Source organism: Coprococcus hominis (ex Arizal et al. 2022) (genome assembly GCF_040094675.1).
In the GTDB taxonomy this organism is placed as follows: domain Bacteria; phylum Bacillota; class Clostridia; order Lachnospirales; family Lachnospiraceae; genus Coprococcus_C; species Coprococcus_C hominis.
In genome coordinates, this window is record NZ_JBBNHG010000031.1 from 253,415 (window position 1) to 271,182 (window position 17,768).

The following is a 17,768-nucleotide window of genomic DNA, read 5'->3' on the forward strand; positions in this document are numbered from 1 at the left end:
TCCCCTCCATATCATTTTATTCTATTTTTCACCCAGGAATTTCTCTCCTCTCTTACACATCTACATTCCTATACCTTCTCTGATAATAATCCATCGTCCGATACCTAATCACGTCCCTCATCTGATCCACGAACACCGGATTATCAATCACACCTTGCAGCTTCTCGCTAAGTGCCAGAGCACATCCATCACGTTTCACGAAGAATCCATTTCCGGATTCCTGCAAGAAATGTACTGGCATTTTCAGGATCTTATTTATATGCTCTTTATCTGAAATCGCCATGTACTTCTCATAGGTCATATCCTTGTCCAAGTCCTTCCAATTTGTTCCGGTTGAGAAGAACTCTTTCCAACTTACAAGCAACTGTTGCTCCGTGACTTCCATTCGGATGTCTCCATGATTGTAAAATGCCATAAGCACCGGCATCTTATAGACTTTTGTCATGTTTGTTGTCTCAATCAGATGGATGAATTCACGTCCATTTATGTCCTGCAAAAATGCCGATTCATCCTCCGAAAGCTCATCTAATTCCTTCTTATAATCCAGATACCGCTTGAATGGATTCTCCTTAGAATGCTGCATCGCTAACTGATACACATCATCATCCATATATGTAAATAATTCCAGTCTGGACGGTGATTTATCAAGCAGATTCTTCACTCGATAATATTCACCACGTATGCAATCCTTTACCCGCAGGGTACGTTTATCCATCTCCGCGAAAAGATCAATAAGTTCCAGATCAAAATCAATCATGCAATCATCTGGGTAATCTGTCCGATCCGCTGGATTGTATGTCTTTGTCTCTGAAAACGTCTTTCCTGTCAGTAAGAATCGTACACGTCCTGCTTTCTCATAATTCCCGATAAAATCAAGGACATTCAGATACTCTTTGCCCATGCTCTTTCGAAGTCCCCTGCCGAGCTGCTGCAGGAAAACAATTGGTGATTCCGTTGGGCGCAGGAACATTACCATATCGACAGCAGGTATATCCACACCCTCATTAAACATATCTACAGAGAAAATCACTCTGATTTCGCCCTGCATCAGTTTTTGGATTGCTATACTTCTATCCTCTGTGTACTCCCCATGTGCATCGCTATACACCGCCACCGAAGGAATGCCACGTCTACAGAATTCCTTTGCCATATCCTTTGCATGCTCCTTCGAACAGCAGAACCCTAATGCACGCTTTGATCCGTATTTACAATAATTTTTATATATCAATTCATACCGACGTTCATTTCCGATATATGTTTGATTCAATTCTCTGTCATCATATTTTCCCCGCACCTGATGCAATTGCGAATAATCTGTCTTATCGAAGATTCCATAGTAATGAAACGGAACCAGCATCCCCTTATTAATCGCATCTTTGAGCGAAATCTCATATGGCACGTTATAGTCACAGATTTCATAGATGTTTCTGCCATCCATACGTTCTGGAGTCGCCGTCAATCCAAGCAGAAACTGTGGTTTGAAATATTCCACAATCCGCATATACTGATCATTTACTGCATGGTGGAATTCATCTATGACCACATAATCAAAATAATCCTTTGAAAAATACGTTTCATTTAGATATTCGGATTTGCCTAAGGTTGCAACTGATGCAAATATCACGGATTTATCTGTGCATTTCTCGTCGCCATCGAAAAATCCATAATCATCTGATTTTCTGACATTTTGGAATGAGTTCGCCGCCTGCCTCAGGATTTCTTCCTTGTGTGCCACAAATAAAACCCGTTTGTACTTTTCTGAATCAAATGCCGCAAGATAGGTCTTTCCTACACCGGTTGCCGCCGATATCAGTGCGCGTCTGGCGCCCTCTGCGCGCGTGTGTTCCAAGGTACATAGCGCTTCTATCTGAGCACCTCTTGGCTCAAATAATTCTTTAACTTTCTCATCTTCCGACTCCGCATCATACCGTTCCAAATCCTTTGATACTGCCGGCTTGTGCCAATTCTTTGAATATTTACGCAGCTCTTCGTCATCAATTGCAATGGAATGATTCTGAAACAGATCTTCAAATGTCTCGTAAAACTTATCATAACTCTCCGGATCTGTTGTACTACGGAAGCGATAGTTCCACTCAATACCAGAAGTGAGCGCACTTCTTGATATATTCGAAGAACCTATGTAAATTTCACTATATCCTTCGTAATGGAAAATATAAGATTTTGGATGAAACGAGCGATTTTTCTCGTTATAAAAACGTAGATCAATCTGATTGCCTAATTTGCGCTTAATCAGATAAAGTGCGGATGGCTGTGTAATACCAAGATAATTCCCGGTTAAAATGCGTATCTTCGCCCCACGCTTCAATGCGTTCCCCAGATGTTTGATCAGCATATTAACTCCCGATTCCATTAGAAATGATACTATAATATCAACGCTTTCCGCTTTTTGAAAACTTTTAAGCAACTGAAAATAGAGATGCATCCTTGCATCTCTATCACCAGTCATAGCATCTGTTATAAAATCATAGTCCACATTTGTATTTAATTCTTTCGCATGATTAAATTCAGCCATTTCTCTTCATTTCTCCCTTGTCTGACGTCCCCTGTAATCCAAACTTCTTCTATCCGTATCTCTGTAATATCTGCAATGAAATCGCGGAATGTATCTTCCGTAAAGTCCGTGAAATACCGTCCATTTCGTTCCCCTTCGAAATTCCCGTACTTAAAGGAAGTATAGATAATACCCTGTTCTTTCAACGCGTCTGCCATCTTCATCAAGACAACTTTCAATTCCTGCTTCAGAAGATGCAGAATCGACGAACACGCCCATATACCATCGTACTTTTCTGTTTCCTTAAGCTCTTGGAACAACATCTGTTTTACAGGTATCCCAGCATAATCACTCGCAATCCTGCATAACTCTTCGGAACCATCGATTGCCTCTACATGCATACCGTGTTCCAGAAAATATTTTGTATCTCTTCCAGATCCACAGCCAAAGTCTAGTACAAGGCTTCCTTTGTCCAGTAACTTCAGGAATCTGTCCTGCGTTTCATGGAAATCCACAGATACGGTTCCCAACGCGAAGCTTTGTGCATTTTGATTGTAATAATCAAGTGTTGTTGAGCTGTTCATTTACCTATATTTCTCTTCCTTTTTTACCGATACTTAATGTATTTATTATAGTTGATTTTCCTTGTAGTTGCAACGGTATTTCCCTTACCAGTTTTCTTCGTTTCTATAAATTTACAGAAAGAAACAAATTTTCTAATGTCCTTGACATACTTAAATCAAACCTGTTATATATAATTCAAGGTTTGAATACACTCTCACAGTCGTCTTCAGCCAAATCATTACCATATTTACATGCTTTATCACACGCTCAAAATATTATTACAAGGGGGATTAATTATGTTTTTAACAAATGCCGATTCATTACTCGACATCGGAGTTGTATCTCTGATAATCCGTATTTGCATTTTATTATTAGTTGCTATATTGGTAGGATATCTTTTCAATTATACACTGATTAAAGAGATCAAAAAATTGACCACAAAAGTTGACGAGTTGAGCTATCCTCTCAGTCAAATTGCCAATAACACAAACGCACAGATTTCAAAACAACCTCATTCGGAAAATACCCAGGTAAAAAATACTGTAAACTATGGAACGGAATCTAACTCAAACAACCCCAATAACAACTAATTCATAATCACGATTCTGCTTATTTGAAGTTTGATTGGAGGTAAAATATTTTTTATTATTTATAATATTCCGCCATCCAATCCAACTTCTCCTCTTAATCCAACCGTGCAAAATTTCATTGCATATATTTCACCTTATGAAATGCCCGCTTCCTTCCGCATATCCCGCATGTATAATTGCGGTAATACTTCGTGAATTCACACTGTTTTTTTCTTTTGATAATCTGTCCACAATTCTCGCATACGAAACAATATTTATAATCAAGTCTTTTAGAAGCGGTGTAATTTTCAACGCCCTTCTCCTCTCCGGAGGTGGTTCGCTTTATCTTATATCCATATTTCTTATTCATGATATTCGCATATATGAGCCACAATCCGGTATGTCCCTTACAGCCTTTGCAGGTATGTAGAATCTCGTGGATCATAGTTTCCTTGCAGGCTTGTTCGGATATTCGTTCATCCTCGATCAGCCTGGCCGCAATCTGTATAATGCATGTTCCATCCGGATTTTTCGTGCACATTCCCCATCTCGTTTTTGCGCGACGGTTTATAACCCATGAGACAATATTTCCCGGCTCGATACCTGCGCCAAGAACTTCATCTATACACACCTTCTGCAGCATCTCAAAATTCTTCATATATACATCCTTTATTTCGTCGTTACACCGTCTTTTACTCTTCCGTTTCAATATAAGAAATTCCTAGATATTTCCCTTACCAGTCCCCTTCGTTTCCATCCTCGATATCTTCCTCGATGGCATCATCCACACCGGTTGCATAATCATCATCCCGGTCGTACCGGTCCTGATCATAATCGCCATCCATGTAGACATCATCGTAGCCGCTATCGTAAGAATCATGCGAATGACTGCTGTTATACTTGCTGTTCGAACTGCTTGGCTTGTAACTGCTAGACGATGAACCGGAATTCGAACTACTGCCCGAACTATTTGATGCGGAACCGCTGCTTGTCGTACTGCTTGTTGTAGAATGACTGTGCGAGCTGCTTGTTCCATATGCAGCTTTTCTGCGCTTTCCGGGTGTGTTGTGCTGATAGCAGTAACCGCCCTCCGTTGATACCGTGTTATCGCACCCTGCAAATGCACACTTCGGATCTTCTTTTTCGGTCAAAGATACGAAGAATCCGATTATTGCGAACACTATGATAACTCCAAGTATTGCATATCCTGCTGATTTCTGATTATTATTTCCGCTCATAATGATAACCTCCGTGAATCTTACGACTCCATGCTTCTTATTTCCGTTTCTTTGTATCTCCATCCTACGCAAAGCAACTGTCATAAATAAGTACTTGCATTATGAACATTCAAGTATTATCTTCTCTTTTTGTAACATAAAGTTATATCACAACTCCGTTGCAATGATCCACTTCATGCTGAATAATCTGTGCCACCCAGCCGGAATATTTCCCATGCTGCTTCTTGAAATGCTGGTCAAGGTAATCGACTTCTATCTCCTGATATCTCGTACATGGGCGTGTCCCGTCGAGCGACAGACATCCCTCTTCCACCTGATACGCGCCTGTTTTCTTCGTGATAACCGGATTCACCATCGCGAATTGGAACGGTCCGCTTGCCACGACGATGATATTCTTCTTTACGCCGATCATATTGGCCGCCATGCCGACGCAATGATCCAGATTCGCCCGGAGTGTATCGAGCAAATCTGTTATAACCTGTTTATCTGCTTCCGTTGCATCCACCGATTTCTGTGCCAGGAACAGCGGATCCCGCATAATTTTCTTTACCATATTTGATCCTTTCAACTCTATTACGCATACAAAATTATTAGTCCCATGTCTCTCTTACAAGTACATTTCCTGCAGTCGCTTAATCTCTGATTTCATCATATCTACCGTGCGCTCGGGAGCCACGATCTTCACTCCCGGGATTGCCATGATCCAGCTAAGGAACAATTTGCTGACGGATACCCGTACCCGGACTGTGAAATGTTCTGCGTCGGTCTTCATGAGCGGAATATCGGTTCCGAAACGGTCAATGATCACATTTGCGGCATGGTTCTCACACAGAAGCGTTACAGTTTCCAGATTGCCATCGAACATGCCGAAAAGCCTGTTCGTGTACTCCGACATCTGCATTTTCGAGAATTCCTCTTTTCCTTCCCGCTCCTCATAGACCACAGACACGTCTGCCATCTTATCGACGCGGAAATGTTTGATCTTGTATTCTCTATTGTCATATCCTACCAGATAGTATTTCTCGTCATCCCAGCACAGTGCCCACGGGCTGACACTATAGTAAGCCCCACCATGCTTCAATTCCATCTTCTTATCTGCCGTCCATGTGAAATATTGGAATTTGATCTGGCTTTCCTCATTTAACGCCTCGTGAATCTTATCCACGCTGTAATAGATGCGTTCGTTCATCGTCTTCACGCGTCCATTTACATTGACCTGACGTGCCAGCTTCTTCGCCTCGTATTTGCTTGCGTAGCTCTCAAGCTTCGCGATCAGCTCGTCGGATTTCTTCTCTGTGATGAATCTAGAGGACTGCACCGCATCTACGAGAAGCTTCAGCTCGACAAGCTGGAATTGCCGGCTTGCAACCTTATAATGGTAGGTCTTGCCATATTGCATGCCTATGATATCCAGACCAAACGTGCGCAGATTCTCGATGTCACTGTACAGGCTCTTCCGCTCTGCTGTGACATTGTATGCTTTCAGTTTCTCAACGATTTCGTTCAGTGTCAGGTCATGATCTTCGTCTGTCTCTTCGAGCAGAATCTTCATCAGATACATGATTTTTAGTTTCTGGTTGAGTCTTGGTCCCCGGACAATCTTCTTTTTTTCCTGATTTTCTGTTTTCTGTTCTGATGTGTTATCCATCGTGTTATCCCCTTCTTATAGTATAATCTATGACTCTTCCAAGCCGTTACCTGCATCAGCTTTGTGTTTATCTTATTTTACACTAAAATAGCAAAAAGTGATAGCTGGAAATTCAGATCAGCTTCTATCTCTCCCCACTTGACAAATATCCTCCCACCCGTTAGAATACAGAAAGTGTCCGGAATCATACCGGACACGCAATCACATACCAAAACCCTTTACGGGAGTGGATTTTTTAAGAGAATTCTTTTTTCGCCACACAGTATATTTGCTGTGTGGTTTTTTTATGCAAGACAATCCTTCTTGCCCTGCCCGGCAGACGGGTTTGCTCTGCCCGCAGGCAGGATGATATACACAACAATTACGAAGGAGTGAAAAATATGAACCAGAATTTTATGAAAGAAAAACCGATTTTACCGTTGGTAATCTCGATGTCTCTGCCGATGGTTATTTCCATGGCGATCAATTCCCTATACAACATCGTCGACAGCTATTTCGTGGCGAAGATCAGCGAGGATGCCATGACTGCAATCTCGCTTGTATATCCGCTGCAGAATCTGATGACTGCGATTGCGGTTGGATTCGGTATCGCGATGAATGCAAGAATTGCATTTTGTCTTGGCGCGAAGGATCTGGAGAAAGCGGACGAGGCAGCAGTCACAGGCATGTTCTTAAGTGTGATTCACGGAGTCATTCTGATGGTTGCCTGTATGGCCGGTATGCCGCATTTTCTGAGACTTTATACGAAGGATGAAACGATCATCGAGATGGGACTTATCTACGCCAACCGCGTATTCGTGTTCTCGGTCATCATCATGCTTGGAATCTCGCTGGAGAAGATCTTCCAGTCGGTCGGCAGAATGAAGGTTTCCATGCTCAGTATGATGTGCGGTTTTATCTCCAATATCGTACTCGATCCGCTGATGATCTTCGGCATCGGACCATTTCCGAAGATGGGGATGGCGGGAGCCGCTTACGCAACCGGAATCGGACAGACGATCACATTACTTGTCTATGTGCTATTCTGCATCTTCCGTCCGTTGCCGCTTTCCTTCAAGCGTAAGAACCTGTCGTTTAACAAGGCATTGCTTGGGAATCTGTACGCCGTCGGCATTCCGGCTTCCCTGAACATGGCGCTGCCGTCGCTCATGATCTCCTGTCTGAACGGTATCCTGACGGCATTTTCGGAGAAATACGTCCTCGTGCTTGGGGCTTATTATAAGCTGCAGACATTTATTTACCTGTCTGCAAACGGAATCATCCAGGGTATCCGCCCGATCATCAGCTTCAACTACGGTGCCGGCGAGAAGAAACGTGTCCGGCAGATCTTCCGGACTACACTCTGTCTGACCGCCGGTGTAATGGCGGTCGGTGTGCTGCTCTCCCTGCTCATACCGGGACAGATGATCGGACTTTTCACCGACAATGAGACGACGGTTGAGATCGGTGTCAAGGCACTCACGATCATATGCATCGGATTTATCATCTCGGCAGTTTCGGTCACCTGTTGCGGTGCGCTCGAAGCCCTGCAAAAGGGAATGGCGTCCCTGCTGATTTCGTTGTCGCGTTATGCCGTTGTCATGATACCTGCTGCCTTTGTTTTAAGCCGCGTCCTCGGTGCCAATGGAGTCTTCTGGGCATTCCCGGTCACAGAGACCATCTCCGCGGTTGCTGCATATGCGATTTACCGCCTAATAAAATTGTAACCGGTGTTCCACGAGTGTATCGCCCACATACACAAGCCGCAGTGTGAAAAACCTTGGATCGTCTGACAGGATCTGCTTCAGGAATATGGCGTCTCCGCTCCAGGTCGGAAGCTCCGGCACCTGTGTTTTATCCACCCAGACCAGATCCCCCTCATTGCAGGTGATCAGCTCTCCGGTAAATCCGTCTGCCGTGAACAGGCACATCAGCTCTGGCTCACACTCGTTGCTGATAAATGTAATCAGCCCGCGGAACCGGTACGACGTAAGTGTCAGCCCTGTCTCTTCCTTTACTTCACGAAGCAAACATTCTTCCGGTCCTTCGCCCTCTTCGGCATGTCCGCCGACACCGATCCATTTATCCTTATTGATATCTTTCTTTTTCTTCGTCCGATGCAGCATGAGGTATTTCCCATCCTGCTCGATATAACATAATGTTGTCATTCGCATAGTGATTCCACCATTTCTTTCAGCCATATACAGTCTTTATATTTGTTCATCGGCAGTAATTCGGAATTTCCGAACTACTCCACCCCGCGTTTTAACCGCTCCATACCGTCTTTTAACAACGCTCTTGGGCAGGCGATATTGAGCCGCAGGAATCGGTCTCCATCCCCGGAGAATCCACTTCCGGCAGACAGGAACAATCCCGTCTTCTTGCGGATGCGGTGTGCGATCTCGCGCGAACTTCCCGGAAGATCCTTGCAGTAGATCCATAACAGGTAGGTTGCCTCCGAAGAAAGAATCTCCACCTCCGGTATCTGTTCCTTCACATACTGAACTGCATATTGCTTGTTCTCGTAGATATAGGCACGGAGCGCATCTAGCCAGTCTGCGCCCTTGGTAAATGCCGCGATTGCCGCGTCAACCGCAAATGCATTCGGCTCTGCAACTTCATCAGTGTTGATCCCACGCCATACCTTATGGCGAATCACCGGATTCGGTACAGAGATGGCTGCCGTCTGCAAACCTGCCAGATTGAATGTCTTCGTCGGAGCTATACAGGTAATACTGTTATCCCGGCAGATATCGGACACCGATGCAAACGGAATATATCCACGTCCCGGATCGGTCAGATCACAGTGAATCTCATCTGAAAGCACGATTACATGATGCTTCGCGCACAAAGCACCAATTCGTTCCAGTGTTGCTTTGTCCCAGATCTTTCCAATCGGATTGTGTGGATTACATAAAATCATCAACGTCGTCTGCGGATCTGCGAGTTTCTTTTCCAAGTCTTCAAAATCAATATGATATGCATTTCCGTCGAATACAAGCGGACTTTCCAACACTTGTCTGCCATTATTCAGAATCGAGTTAAAGAATATATTATACACCGGTGTCTGCACCAGCACCTTCTCGGCTGGTGTTGTCAGCTTCCGCACGATTGACGAAATCGCCGGTACAACACCGGTACAAAACATCAGCCAGTCCTTCTCCATTGTAAAATCATGGCGTATCTTCCACCAGTCGATATACGCCTGATACCATGCATCCGGAATCTCTGTATAGCCGAAACAACCATGCTGCGCACGCTTGCTAATTGCTTCCATAATTGCAGGCGCTGTCTCGAAATCCATATCCGCTACCCACATCGGAAGCTCGCCTTCTGCCACGTTCCATTTCATGGAATTCGTATTGGAACGATCTACTATTTTATCAAAATCATATGCCATAATATCTTCTCCATCTGCAATATTCATATCATTTGTCACCTCGCGATAGTGTGATGACCTACGTACACATCAACCTGCTTCATTATAGCCTTAATCTTACTTCGGAGCATGATCCCTCGTCTCTTTGATCTCTTTACAGATAATCTCTGTATCCGCAGGGTTCACCCGCTCCGGCTCCATGATGAGCGTTCCGATGGAATCTGCCCGTATCACACCGGACGTCGGATTGATTACGCTGTCGATACCGCCCTGTATCTCCACATCGACGGTCGAATACTCAAACGCAAGTGTTGTATTAACGAGCTTGCAGTTCTTCATCACAAGATTCTCAATATAACACATGCCCTGCAGGCTCTCGATCGTACAGTTAATCAGTGTCAGATTCTTCGAATTCCAGCCCAGATATTCGCCGGAAATCACCGAATCATAGACAGTCACATTCTCACTGTTCCAGAATGCATCCTTCGAGAGCAGCTTCGCATTGTGGATCTCCACATTTTTTGCTCCATCGAACGAATAATTTCCCGCAAGCTGGAAGTCCTGAATCTTCATGTTCTCGCAGTCCATCGCGAAATAATCGCCCTTTGCCATCACGTGATCGAGTGTCACATCTGTGCAATGCCACAATGTCTCTAAAGCATTTGGCATGGCAACCTCTTTGAGCGTCAGTCTGCGACAGCGCCGGAAATTCTTCGGTGCCTCGATCAGCGCGCGCTCGACCGTCATATCATCGGTGTACCAGACACCGGCACGCGCCATTTCCGCCCATGTGCCGTCTTTCACCGCAATATTCTTACTGTACCAGAGCGGATATTTCCACTGGAAAATGCTCCCTTCCAACGAAATATCACGGCTCTCCTTAAGCGGGGATTCTCCTTCCCCGAAAATCGTATCTTGAATGGACAGATGCTCCGCACCAAACAATGGGCGTTCGCCCTCGAAATATGTCTGTCTGATCTGCTTTTCCATCTTGTTTCATCTCCTGTATCTATAATTGTTCTCTTACGTTATACCACCTACACCTACCTTTAGGTCAAGAGCAAATTAACAATTTTCATTTCTTTTATTGACAATATAGATTCCCACACAGACAAGTGCAAGCGAAATTATGCTCAGTACACCAAATGCCTGCTCCCGCTCATCCAACAGCCATGCGGATAAGATCACACCGAACACCGGATTCATGAATCCGAACACTGCCACCTTCGATACCGGATTGTATTTTAAGAGCAGTCCCCACAGCGAGTAGGCAACGGCGGACACAAACGCCAGATACACAAGAATTCCGATAGCGGATGCTGATACCGCACCCATCCGTCCGCCAAGCAGCAGACCACACAGGATCAAAATGATGCCACCTGCGATGAACTGATAGCCGGAAAGCATCACCGGATTATGCTTTGCAGAATATCGCTTCAGGAACACGGATGAAAATGCGTAGGCAATCGTCGATAACAGGATAAAGCCCTCTCCATTTGCCTGCATATGGAAGTCTACGCCATTTAAGTTAATCAGCACTACACCCGCAAATCCGATCAGACAGCCGATCATCTGTCTGGCATGGATCGTCTCCTGCCGGAACAGACACCCCGATACAAGGATTGCGACAAACACATTGACTGCCTCTATGATCGACGCCTTCACGCCACTTGTATGTGCCAGTCCGATATAGAAGAACATATACTGTGCGACTGTCTGCAGAAGCGACAACCACAGAATCTTCCCTGCCGCGCCCTGCTCCGGTTTCAGAAACCGCCGCTCAAGCATACTTCCGAGCACGATTGCCAGTATGCCCGCAAGCAAAAAACGCATACCCGCAAATAAAATTTGCGATGCCGTATCCAGAGAATTGATCTCCCACAGCTTATAACCGATCTTGATACACGGAAATGCGCTTCCCCACAGGAAGCAGCAAAGCATCGCACCAAGCCATACTACAACCGGTTTCTGCATCCATTCTGTTTTTTCTTGTTCGTTCTTCATCGTCTATTCTCCATTTTATCCCTGAATGTCAATGTCCTATATCATCAACGATTCCATATTATATATCATAGTTAAAAAAATGCCAACCAAAATAAGTTTCCACCAAATCCCAGCCGGCAAGCCTTGATGAATCCTAACCGGATTGGTATAATAACGATATGAGTAACGTAGCAGTCATAGCAGAATTTCATCCATATCACAACGGACATCACTATCTCTTCGAGGAAGCGATGTCTCTTTCGCATGCCGACCACGCAATTGCGCTGATGAGCGGAAATTTCTTGCAGCGTGGCAGTATCGCCCTGTGGGACAAATACACACGCGCGGAAATGGCGGTTGCGGATGGATTTGACCTGTGCTTAGAGCTTCCGTTTGTGTATGCGACCGGAAGTGCCGGAGATTTTGCGGATGGTGCTGTCGCAATCTTAAAGAACCTTCATGCGATTGACTATCTGGCGTTTGGCGTTGAAGAGGCAGAACCGGACGTATTTGAACAGGTGGCAGAGTTTCTGACCGAGGAACCGGAGAACTATCAGCTTGCCTTAAAGCAGGCATTAAAAGTCGGAGTTTCCTACCCGAGAGCGAGACAGACTGCAATCGCCGCAATCTGCGGAGATTCGGCAGCCGCGCTTCTTAAGGCACCAAACAATACGCTCGCGCTCTCCTATCTGTGCGCGATTAAGAAGCTACATGCCAATATCAAACCAATCTTTATCAAACGGATCTCGAACGACTATCATGACACCGATCTGCAGGCACAGATCAGCTCCGCAACAGCCATCCGGACAGCCCTTACCGAAGGAACGGACGTTTCAGCACTTGCCTCACAGGTGCCACCGGCAACCTATTTGCGCATGGAGACACCCGACCACACCTATCTGTCGGATGCAATGCTGACACCTTTCGTACAGGCTTGCAGACTTCGGGAACCGGAGCTTTCGGATATCTGTGATATCTCCCCGGCACTTGCGGATAAACTGCAGCATGCCCCATATCCAATCGACTATGAAGTGCTTGTCGAGCAGTTAAAGACGAAAGACATCACAAGGAGCCGCATCGCCCGGGCGCTCCTGCATCTGCTGCTTGGCTATACCGAGTCCGACCGGCAGAAGTTTATCGGATCCGGCTATGCATGTTATGCAAATATACTGGCGCTGAAAAAGGAATCCAGCAGCTTGATCCGGCAGCTACATGAATCATCTATGATTCCAGTCATCACGAAGAAAGCTGATTTTGACACTATACTTTCCGCCTATCCTGCCATTGACACAGAACTCGCACGCACCATGTGGCAATACGATCTGCGTGCAACTGAACTTTACAACTGCATCTACTATAATCATTACGGCATCACACTTCCGAACGATTATACAAGAAAACTCCCGGTTCTATAACACCTTCCACGTTCATACATTTTATTATGGAAGATATGGGAGTTTTTCTATGCTATTTTGTCTGATTATTTTTCTTCTGACACTCATCGGGGAAAATCAGGTCGTAGTCACCGGGGCACGTGCCGGACTTATGCTCTGGTTTCACGATGTCCTGCCCCTGCTTCTTCCCTTTATGCTCTTATCAAACCTCTTCGTCCTCAAAATCCGCACCGAAAAAACAGGCGCCGCCTATGCGATTCCTGTCTTATTCCTGCTCGGACTTCTATGTGGCTATCCGCTCGGTGCAAAGATGGCTTCCGACTTCACGAAGGAAGGCTATATCAAGCCATCCACCGCCACGATACTGCTCCCTCTGTGTAATAACATCAGTCCAATGTTTCTGTCCGGCTATATCGGTCACACTGTGCTGCAGGATCGGTTTCCGTTCTGGTTTCTGCTTGTAGTTCTCTATGTGCCGTATGTGCTTGTCACATCCATCGTATTTCTTGTTTTTCATGTGATCAAGAAAGATAAATATGCATCCGCATTCTCCAAACTGCATCCTGCATCCAAAGAAGCTGCCATTACCAGTCATTTATCACCCCCATCTGTACATACCTCTAAATATCCCCAGAAAGGTGTATCTCAGCAAGCCATATCCATGCAGACAAACGATCTGCTGTTACAATCCGTCATTCAGATCACCTATGTCGGTCTGTACATCATGATCTGTTCCATCCTGTTTGCACTTGTCTGCGCCATCCCGGACCTGCCACAGGATGTATCGACCGTCCTGTGCGGCATACTCGAGATCACTCAGGGAAGCACCGTGCTTGCCGCAAGTGCATTTCCCCTTGCAAGCAAAACAGCCCTGATTCTTGCGTGTACCTCGTTTGGCGGCATCTCTGCCTTTCTCCAAACCTTACAGGTCACGAAACAATCCGGGCTGTCCATGATTTATTATTTCGTTGTCAAATGTATCTGTGGATGTATGACTGGTTTTGCAATGTATCTCTTACTCGTCTAAGAAATCATCAAAATCATCGTCGTCATCCTCTTCCTCGTCACGCTCGCCGTATACGTCGATATCGTCATCGTCCTCTTCTGGCTCTTCCTCATCCTCAGCGGCTTCCTCCTGATAGCTTGGAGCTGGCTGTGGTGCCGGAGCTGGAGCTGGAGCTGGCTCATTTGAGAATGCGCTGTCAAGATCATCCGTCTCCTCATAAGACATGTTAGAAGAAGCAGTGAACATATTGATGTTCGTATCCATCTCTGTCATATTTGTCTCGATCACATACGTATCGTTCTCCAGAGACTCGATCAGAACACGGTAATTTTCCTTCTCCATGTCATGAATCTTCTGGAAGATATCACGCATTTCTGTAAGCTTGTCCTTTGTATAATACATTGCACCCAGACGGATCTCATTTGCTTCCTCAGAAGCTTGATCTACGATCTGCTGTGCCTGATTTCTGGCATTCTCCAGAATCTCGTCTGCACGAATGTTGGCAAGACGTGTGATCTCGTTCTGTTCAATCATACGATTTGCCTCATTTACGGACTCTGTAATAATCGCATCGGAACGGGTTCTTGCATCAGCAAGAATCATTTCCTTGTTACGCATAATTTTCTTACAACGTTCAATCTCGCCCGGAAGCTTTAACTCTAATTCATCCAACATAGAGAGAAGCTCTGGCTTCTGTACTGAAATCTTTGTCTGTGACAATGGCATTGGCTTACAATTTTCAATGTATACCTTGATCTCCTCGATCATACTTTCAACGCCTTTTTTACCCATCTTAAGAATCCTCCTATGACCTCTTTATATCCAACTCATTCATTCGCTCGATTAATTTGGGAATAATGCACGCGGGAACAAATTCAGTCAGGTCAACACCATACCTTGCATATTCCTTTACCACGCTGGAACTCAGATACGAGTACTGCGTGCTTGTCGACAAAAACACAGTGTCGACATCCTTGGCAACCATGCGGTTGCTCTGTGCCATCTGCATCTCTAAATCAAAATCTGTTAAGGCACGAAGTCCCCGGATGATCACGTTCGTATTCTTCTGACGGACGAAGTCCACCAGCAAACCGTCAAACGATTCTACCGATACATTTTCAATCTCGGAAACTACATCTTTCAACATATTAACACGTTCTTCCAAAGAAAACAATGGTTTTTTCGATGTATTATTCAAAACTCCGACAATTACATGGTCGAATATCGCCGCTGATCTGCGAATGATATCCAGATGTCCAAGCGTAACCGGATCAAAGCTGCCCGGGTAAACTGCTATGCTCATACGTTCTCCTTCTGCATCAAAAAGACATGCTTGTTCGTCTTATAATGCTTATCTTTTGTTATTTCAAATCCAAGTGCATCCACATACGAGAAATCCTCGTCCAATGCGGCTTCCACTACAATCAGGGTATCTGTCATAAATTTCTTTGTGGAAAGCACCTCTAATACTCTGCGCTCCAGTCCCTTGCTATATGGAGGATCCATAAAGATCACATCATAATCAATTTCCGGCAGGGATGAGACAAAACTTACCGCATCAAACTTCCGCACCTGCGCCTTATCTGCAAGCTTCGTGAATTTCAGGTTATCCTCGATACATGCGGCTGCATTTTTTGCCTGCTCGACAAAGGTACAGCTCTCTGCCCCACGGGACAGCGCTTCAATTCCGATGCCGCCGCTTCCTGCAAATAAATCCAAGAATTTTGCCTGCGGCACATACCCGGTCAGCATATTAAATAATGTCTCTTTGATCCGGTCTGTCGTCGGTCGCGTCTCCAGACCTTCTATCGTTTTTAACGGCAGACTACGTGCCGTTCCAGCTATTACACGCATATTCTTCTTCCTTTTACTATTTATTTTAGAATGCCTGGACTATATGCCATGTTCATCCTGATCAGTTTTCTCCATGCATCTGCTTTTTGATCCATTTTCCTGTCTCAGAATAATCCTCGTCTGTCCAGCCAGATGTCTTTGTACAGGACGAATCAATCAAGGATGACGTCTCTGCCTTGTTTGATAAGTTCCATGCGGCATAAGACAGATTGTTGGAATCAATCAGATCAAACCATTTTGCTGCCTGATCGTAATCAATCGCACCATTTCCAGATGCATCGCAGATGGAAAATTCACTGACAAAGATTGGCAGTCCTTTGGAAAGCGCCGTTGTCACTTTGTTCCGGATGTTATCCGTATGTGTTGCCGCATAGAAATGAACGGCATACATGATATTGTCATATCCGGTAACAGGATCTTCTGCCGCAATATCTACATCCTGTGACCATGTTGGTGTTCCTACGATGATCAGGGCATCCTTCGTATTCTTGCGGATAATCGGAATCACCTCTTCCGCATAGGATTTTACGTCTGCCCATGTCGTTCCACCATTTGGCTCATTACAGATTTCATAAATCACATTATCATAATCTTTATACAGAGAAGACATTTCTTCAAAAAATGCCTTTGCCTCTTCTTTATAGGTCTGTGGATTCTGGTCACCTAATACATGCCAGTCGATAATAACATACATACCAAGGTTCGTTGCTGCATCCACACCCGTTTTCACCAATTCCTTTAACTGCTTCTGGTCACCACCGGTGCAATATCCGTTATTTTCACCGGAATACATCGCGATACGAATCAGATTTGCACCCATATCATCACGCAGACTCTGGAACGCATCCTGATTCACATATTCCGGGAACCACGCGATACCATGTGTACTGACACCCTTTAACTGATATTTGTCTCCATTTTTATCAACAATATCCGTTCCCTTCAATGTAAGCTTGCCATGATTGTCAACTGGGGTACCGCTCTCCGGCTCTGTCTTTTCCTTCGGCTTCGTCTCTTCCTTTGCCTCCGTTGCCTCTGTTGTTGAAGACGCACTGCTTCCTTTGTATTCTTTTCCATCTACATACAGCACGGCGCTGTCACAGATGGCCTTCAGATCTGCCTGTGAAGGCACAGTTACGATGACGCCGATATCCTTCAGATTGCCGTTTGCTGGAACCTCTGCATTGTAATCCACACACTTTACCGATAATGTCGTTCCATCCAGCTTGAATGTTCCATTCCATGAGCTATCTAATGTCGCCTTATCTGGCACCGTCATCCGAATCTCCCAGTTTTTCAGTGCACCGCTTGTCTTGTTCGTGATCGTTGAATCGAGCTGTCCGCTGTATCCGTTTGCACTCTCCCACGAATTGCTGTTGGTCACTTTGACAAAACAATCCTGTGTCGCCTGCGCCTCTGTTGTTGCCGCTTCTGTCGCATCCGAGGCTGTCTCCGGCGTTGCCTCTGTCTCCGTCTGGATTGCCTCCTCGGAGGTTACCTTCTCGACGTCATCCTTCGGTTTTCTGCGCACCAGCACTACGATCAATGCCGCGATCACGACAACCAGCACTGCGATCACCGCAATCCATACCTTATTATTATTTTTCTTCATTGCTTCACCTGATTCCTTCCCCTGTAACCC

General features: G+C 45.2%; 18 protein-coding genes. 4 read left to right on the forward strand and 14 right to left on the reverse strand.

All coding sequences use genetic code 11. The features are described from left to right. Positions 1-52: 52 nt before the first annotated feature. Together AAAT93_RS06720 and AAAT93_RS06725 are read right to left on the reverse strand one after the other, a co-directional pair. Positions 53-2,533 carry a DEAD/DEAH box helicase family protein gene (locus AAAT93_RS06720; protein ID WP_227572850.1) on the reverse strand — a complete coding sequence of 827 codons (2,481 nt, stop codon included), beginning with the start codon at positions 2,531-2,533 and terminating at the stop codon, positions 53-55. Then, entirely contained in the window at positions 2,503-3,096 is a 594-nt protein-coding gene (locus tag AAAT93_RS06725; protein ID WP_118545060.1) for a class I SAM-dependent methyltransferase, read from the reverse strand. Before AAAT93_RS06725 ends, AAAT93_RS06720 begins: the two co-directional genes overlap by 31 nt. 276 nt (positions 3,097-3,372) lie before the next feature. Here AAAT93_RS06725 and AAAT93_RS06730 point away from each other — a divergent pair, with 276 nt between their 5' ends. Beyond that, positions 3,373-3,666, forward strand: coding sequence for a hypothetical protein (locus AAAT93_RS06730; protein WP_227572851.1), 294 nt, complete (start codon positions 3,373-3,375; stop codon positions 3,664-3,666). A 115-nt stretch (positions 3,667-3,781) separates the two neighbouring features. Here AAAT93_RS06730 and AAAT93_RS06735 read toward each other — a convergent pair whose 3' ends face one another. From AAAT93_RS06735 to AAAT93_RS06750, 4 genes are all read right to left on the reverse strand, one after another. Continuing rightward, the gene (locus AAAT93_RS06735; RefSeq protein WP_227572852.1) at positions 3,782-4,303 is read right to left on the reverse strand and encodes a SprT-like domain-containing protein; all 522 of its coding nucleotides are present in this window, start codon (positions 4,301-4,303) and stop codon (positions 3,782-3,784) included. 76 nt (positions 4,304-4,379) lie between these two features. Continuing rightward, positions 4,380-4,883, reverse strand: coding sequence for a hypothetical protein (locus tag AAAT93_RS06740; protein ID WP_227572853.1), 504 nt, complete (start codon positions 4,881-4,883; stop codon positions 4,380-4,382). 142 nt (positions 4,884-5,025) lie between these two features. Further along, a complete protein-coding gene (locus AAAT93_RS06745) occupies positions 5,026-5,436 on the reverse strand; it encodes a peptide deformylase (RefSeq protein WP_117780679.1) in 411 nt (136 codons plus the stop codon). 54 nt (positions 5,437-5,490) lie between these two features. Beyond that, on the reverse strand, positions 5,491-6,531 hold the full coding sequence (locus AAAT93_RS06750) for a helix-turn-helix transcriptional regulator (protein ID WP_117780680.1): 1,041 nt from the start codon (positions 6,529-6,531) through the stop codon (positions 5,491-5,493). 380 nt (positions 6,532-6,911) lie between these two features. Between AAAT93_RS06750 and AAAT93_RS06755 the strand changes: the two genes are divergently transcribed. Beyond that, positions 6,912-8,237, forward strand: a complete 1,326-nt coding sequence (locus AAAT93_RS06755; protein ID WP_227572854.1) for an MATE family efflux transporter — start codon at positions 6,912-6,914, stop codon at positions 8,235-8,237. Here the strand turns inward: AAAT93_RS06755 and AAAT93_RS06760 are convergent. From AAAT93_RS06760 to AAAT93_RS06775, 4 genes are all read right to left on the reverse strand, one after another. Further along, positions 8,223-8,684, reverse strand: a complete 462-nt coding sequence (locus AAAT93_RS06760; protein ID WP_117780682.1) for an NUDIX hydrolase — start codon at positions 8,682-8,684, stop codon at positions 8,223-8,225. The genes AAAT93_RS06755 and AAAT93_RS06760 overlap by 15 nt on opposite strands. Before the next feature lie 74 nt (positions 8,685-8,758). Then, on the reverse strand, positions 8,759-9,910 hold the full coding sequence (locus tag AAAT93_RS06765; RefSeq protein ID WP_227572928.1) for a MalY/PatB family protein: 1,152 nt from the start codon (positions 9,908-9,910) through the stop codon (positions 8,759-8,761). Between the two features lie 96 nt (positions 9,911-10,006). Continuing rightward, positions 10,007-10,879, reverse strand: a complete 873-nt coding sequence (locus AAAT93_RS06770; RefSeq protein WP_227572855.1) for a DUF3737 family protein — start codon at positions 10,877-10,879, stop codon at positions 10,007-10,009. A gap of 75 nt (positions 10,880-10,954) precedes the next feature. Continuing rightward, complete coding sequence (locus AAAT93_RS06775; protein ID WP_227572856.1) at positions 10,955-11,893, reverse strand: DMT family transporter; 939 nt, start codon at positions 11,891-11,893, stop codon at positions 10,955-10,957. 158 nt (positions 11,894-12,051) lie between these two features. Here AAAT93_RS06775 and AAAT93_RS06780 point away from each other — a divergent pair, with 158 nt between their 5' ends. Together AAAT93_RS06780 and AAAT93_RS06785 are read left to right on the forward strand one after the other, a co-directional pair. After that, positions 12,052-13,287 carry a tRNA(Met) cytidine acetate ligase gene (locus AAAT93_RS06780; protein WP_227572857.1) on the forward strand — a complete coding sequence of 412 codons (1,236 nt, stop codon included), beginning with the start codon at positions 12,052-12,054 and terminating at the stop codon, positions 13,285-13,287. Positions 13,288-13,336: 49 nt separating this feature from the next. Then, on the forward strand, positions 13,337-14,293 hold the full coding sequence (locus tag AAAT93_RS06785; RefSeq protein ID WP_227572858.1) for a hypothetical protein: 957 nt from the start codon (positions 13,337-13,339) through the stop codon (positions 14,291-14,293). Here the strand turns inward: AAAT93_RS06785 and AAAT93_RS06790 are convergent. The 4 genes from AAAT93_RS06790 to AAAT93_RS06805 are packed head-to-tail and all read right to left on the reverse strand — an operon-like array spanning position 14,282 to position 17,738. Further along, positions 14,282-15,064 (reverse strand): hypothetical protein, encoded by a 783-nt coding sequence (locus tag AAAT93_RS06790; protein WP_118734053.1) that lies wholly within the window; start codon positions 15,062-15,064, stop codon positions 14,282-14,284. The two genes, AAAT93_RS06785 and AAAT93_RS06790, sit on opposite strands and share 12 nt — an antisense overlap. 13 nt (positions 15,065-15,077) lie before the next feature. Further along, positions 15,078-15,575, reverse strand: a complete 498-nt coding sequence (gene coaD / locus AAAT93_RS06795; RefSeq protein WP_021984350.1) for a pantetheine-phosphate adenylyltransferase — start codon at positions 15,573-15,575, stop codon at positions 15,078-15,080. Then, entirely contained in the window at positions 15,572-16,150 is a 579-nt protein-coding gene (gene rsmD, locus AAAT93_RS06800; RefSeq protein WP_227572929.1) for a 16S rRNA (guanine(966)-N(2))-methyltransferase RsmD, read from the reverse strand. Before rsmD ends, coaD begins: the two co-directional genes overlap by 4 nt. Positions 16,151-16,187: 37 nt before the next feature. Then, complete coding sequence (locus AAAT93_RS06805; RefSeq protein ID WP_227572859.1) at positions 16,188-17,738, reverse strand: cellulase family glycosylhydrolase; 1,551 nt, start codon at positions 17,736-17,738, stop codon at positions 16,188-16,190. Positions 17,739-17,768 lie beyond the last annotated feature (30 nt).

Bases quoted from the DNA above. Each gene is read 5' to 3' on its own strand.
- AAAT93_RS06720 (WP_227572850.1), bottom strand. From the start codon at position 2,533: ATGGCTGAATTTAATCATGCGAAAGAATTAAATACAAATGTGGACTAT.
- AAAT93_RS06725 (WP_118545060.1), bottom strand. From the start codon at position 3,096: ATGAACAGCTCAACAACACTTGATTATTACAATCAAAATGCACAAAGC.
- AAAT93_RS06730 (WP_227572851.1), top strand. From the start codon at position 3,373: ATGTTTTTAACAAATGCCGATTCATTACTCGACATCGGAGTTGTATCT.
- AAAT93_RS06735 (WP_227572852.1), bottom strand. From the start codon at position 4,303: ATGAAGAATTTTGAGATGCTGCAGAAGGTGTGTATAGATGAAGTTCTT.
- AAAT93_RS06740 (WP_227572853.1), bottom strand. From the start codon at position 4,883: ATGAGCGGAAATAATAATCAGAAATCAGCAGGATATGCAATACTTGGA.
- AAAT93_RS06745 (WP_117780679.1), bottom strand. From the start codon at position 5,436: ATGGTAAAGAAAATTATGCGGGATCCGCTGTTCCTGGCACAGAAATCG.
- AAAT93_RS06750 (WP_117780680.1), bottom strand. From the start codon at position 6,531: ATGGATAACACATCAGAACAGAAAACAGAAAATCAGGAAAAAAAGAAG.
- AAAT93_RS06755 (WP_227572854.1), top strand. From the start codon at position 6,912: ATGAACCAGAATTTTATGAAAGAAAAACCGATTTTACCGTTGGTAATC.
- AAAT93_RS06760 (WP_117780682.1), bottom strand. From the start codon at position 8,684: ATGCGAATGACAACATTATGTTATATCGAGCAGGATGGGAAATACCTC.
- AAAT93_RS06765 (WP_227572928.1), bottom strand. From the start codon at position 9,910: ATGGCATATGATTTTGATAAAATAGTAGATCGTTCCAATACGAATTCC.
- AAAT93_RS06770 (WP_227572855.1), bottom strand. From the start codon at position 10,879: ATGGAAAAGCAGATCAGACAGACATATTTCGAGGGCGAACGCCCATTG.
- AAAT93_RS06775 (WP_227572856.1), bottom strand. From the start codon at position 11,893: ATGAAGAACGAACAAGAAAAAACAGAATGGATGCAGAAACCGGTTGTA.
- AAAT93_RS06780 (WP_227572857.1), top strand. From the start codon at position 12,052: ATGAGTAACGTAGCAGTCATAGCAGAATTTCATCCATATCACAACGGA.
- AAAT93_RS06785 (WP_227572858.1), top strand. From the start codon at position 13,337: ATGCTATTTTGTCTGATTATTTTTCTTCTGACACTCATCGGGGAAAAT.
- AAAT93_RS06790 (WP_118734053.1), bottom strand. From the start codon at position 15,064: ATGGGTAAAAAAGGCGTTGAAAGTATGATCGAGGAGATCAAGGTATAC.
- coaD (WP_021984350.1), bottom strand. From the start codon at position 15,575: ATGAGCATAGCAGTTTACCCGGGCAGCTTTGATCCGGTTACGCTTGGA.
- AAAT93_RS06805 (WP_227572859.1), bottom strand. From the start codon at position 17,738: ATGAAGAAAAATAATAATAAGGTATGGATTGCGGTGATCGCAGTGCTG.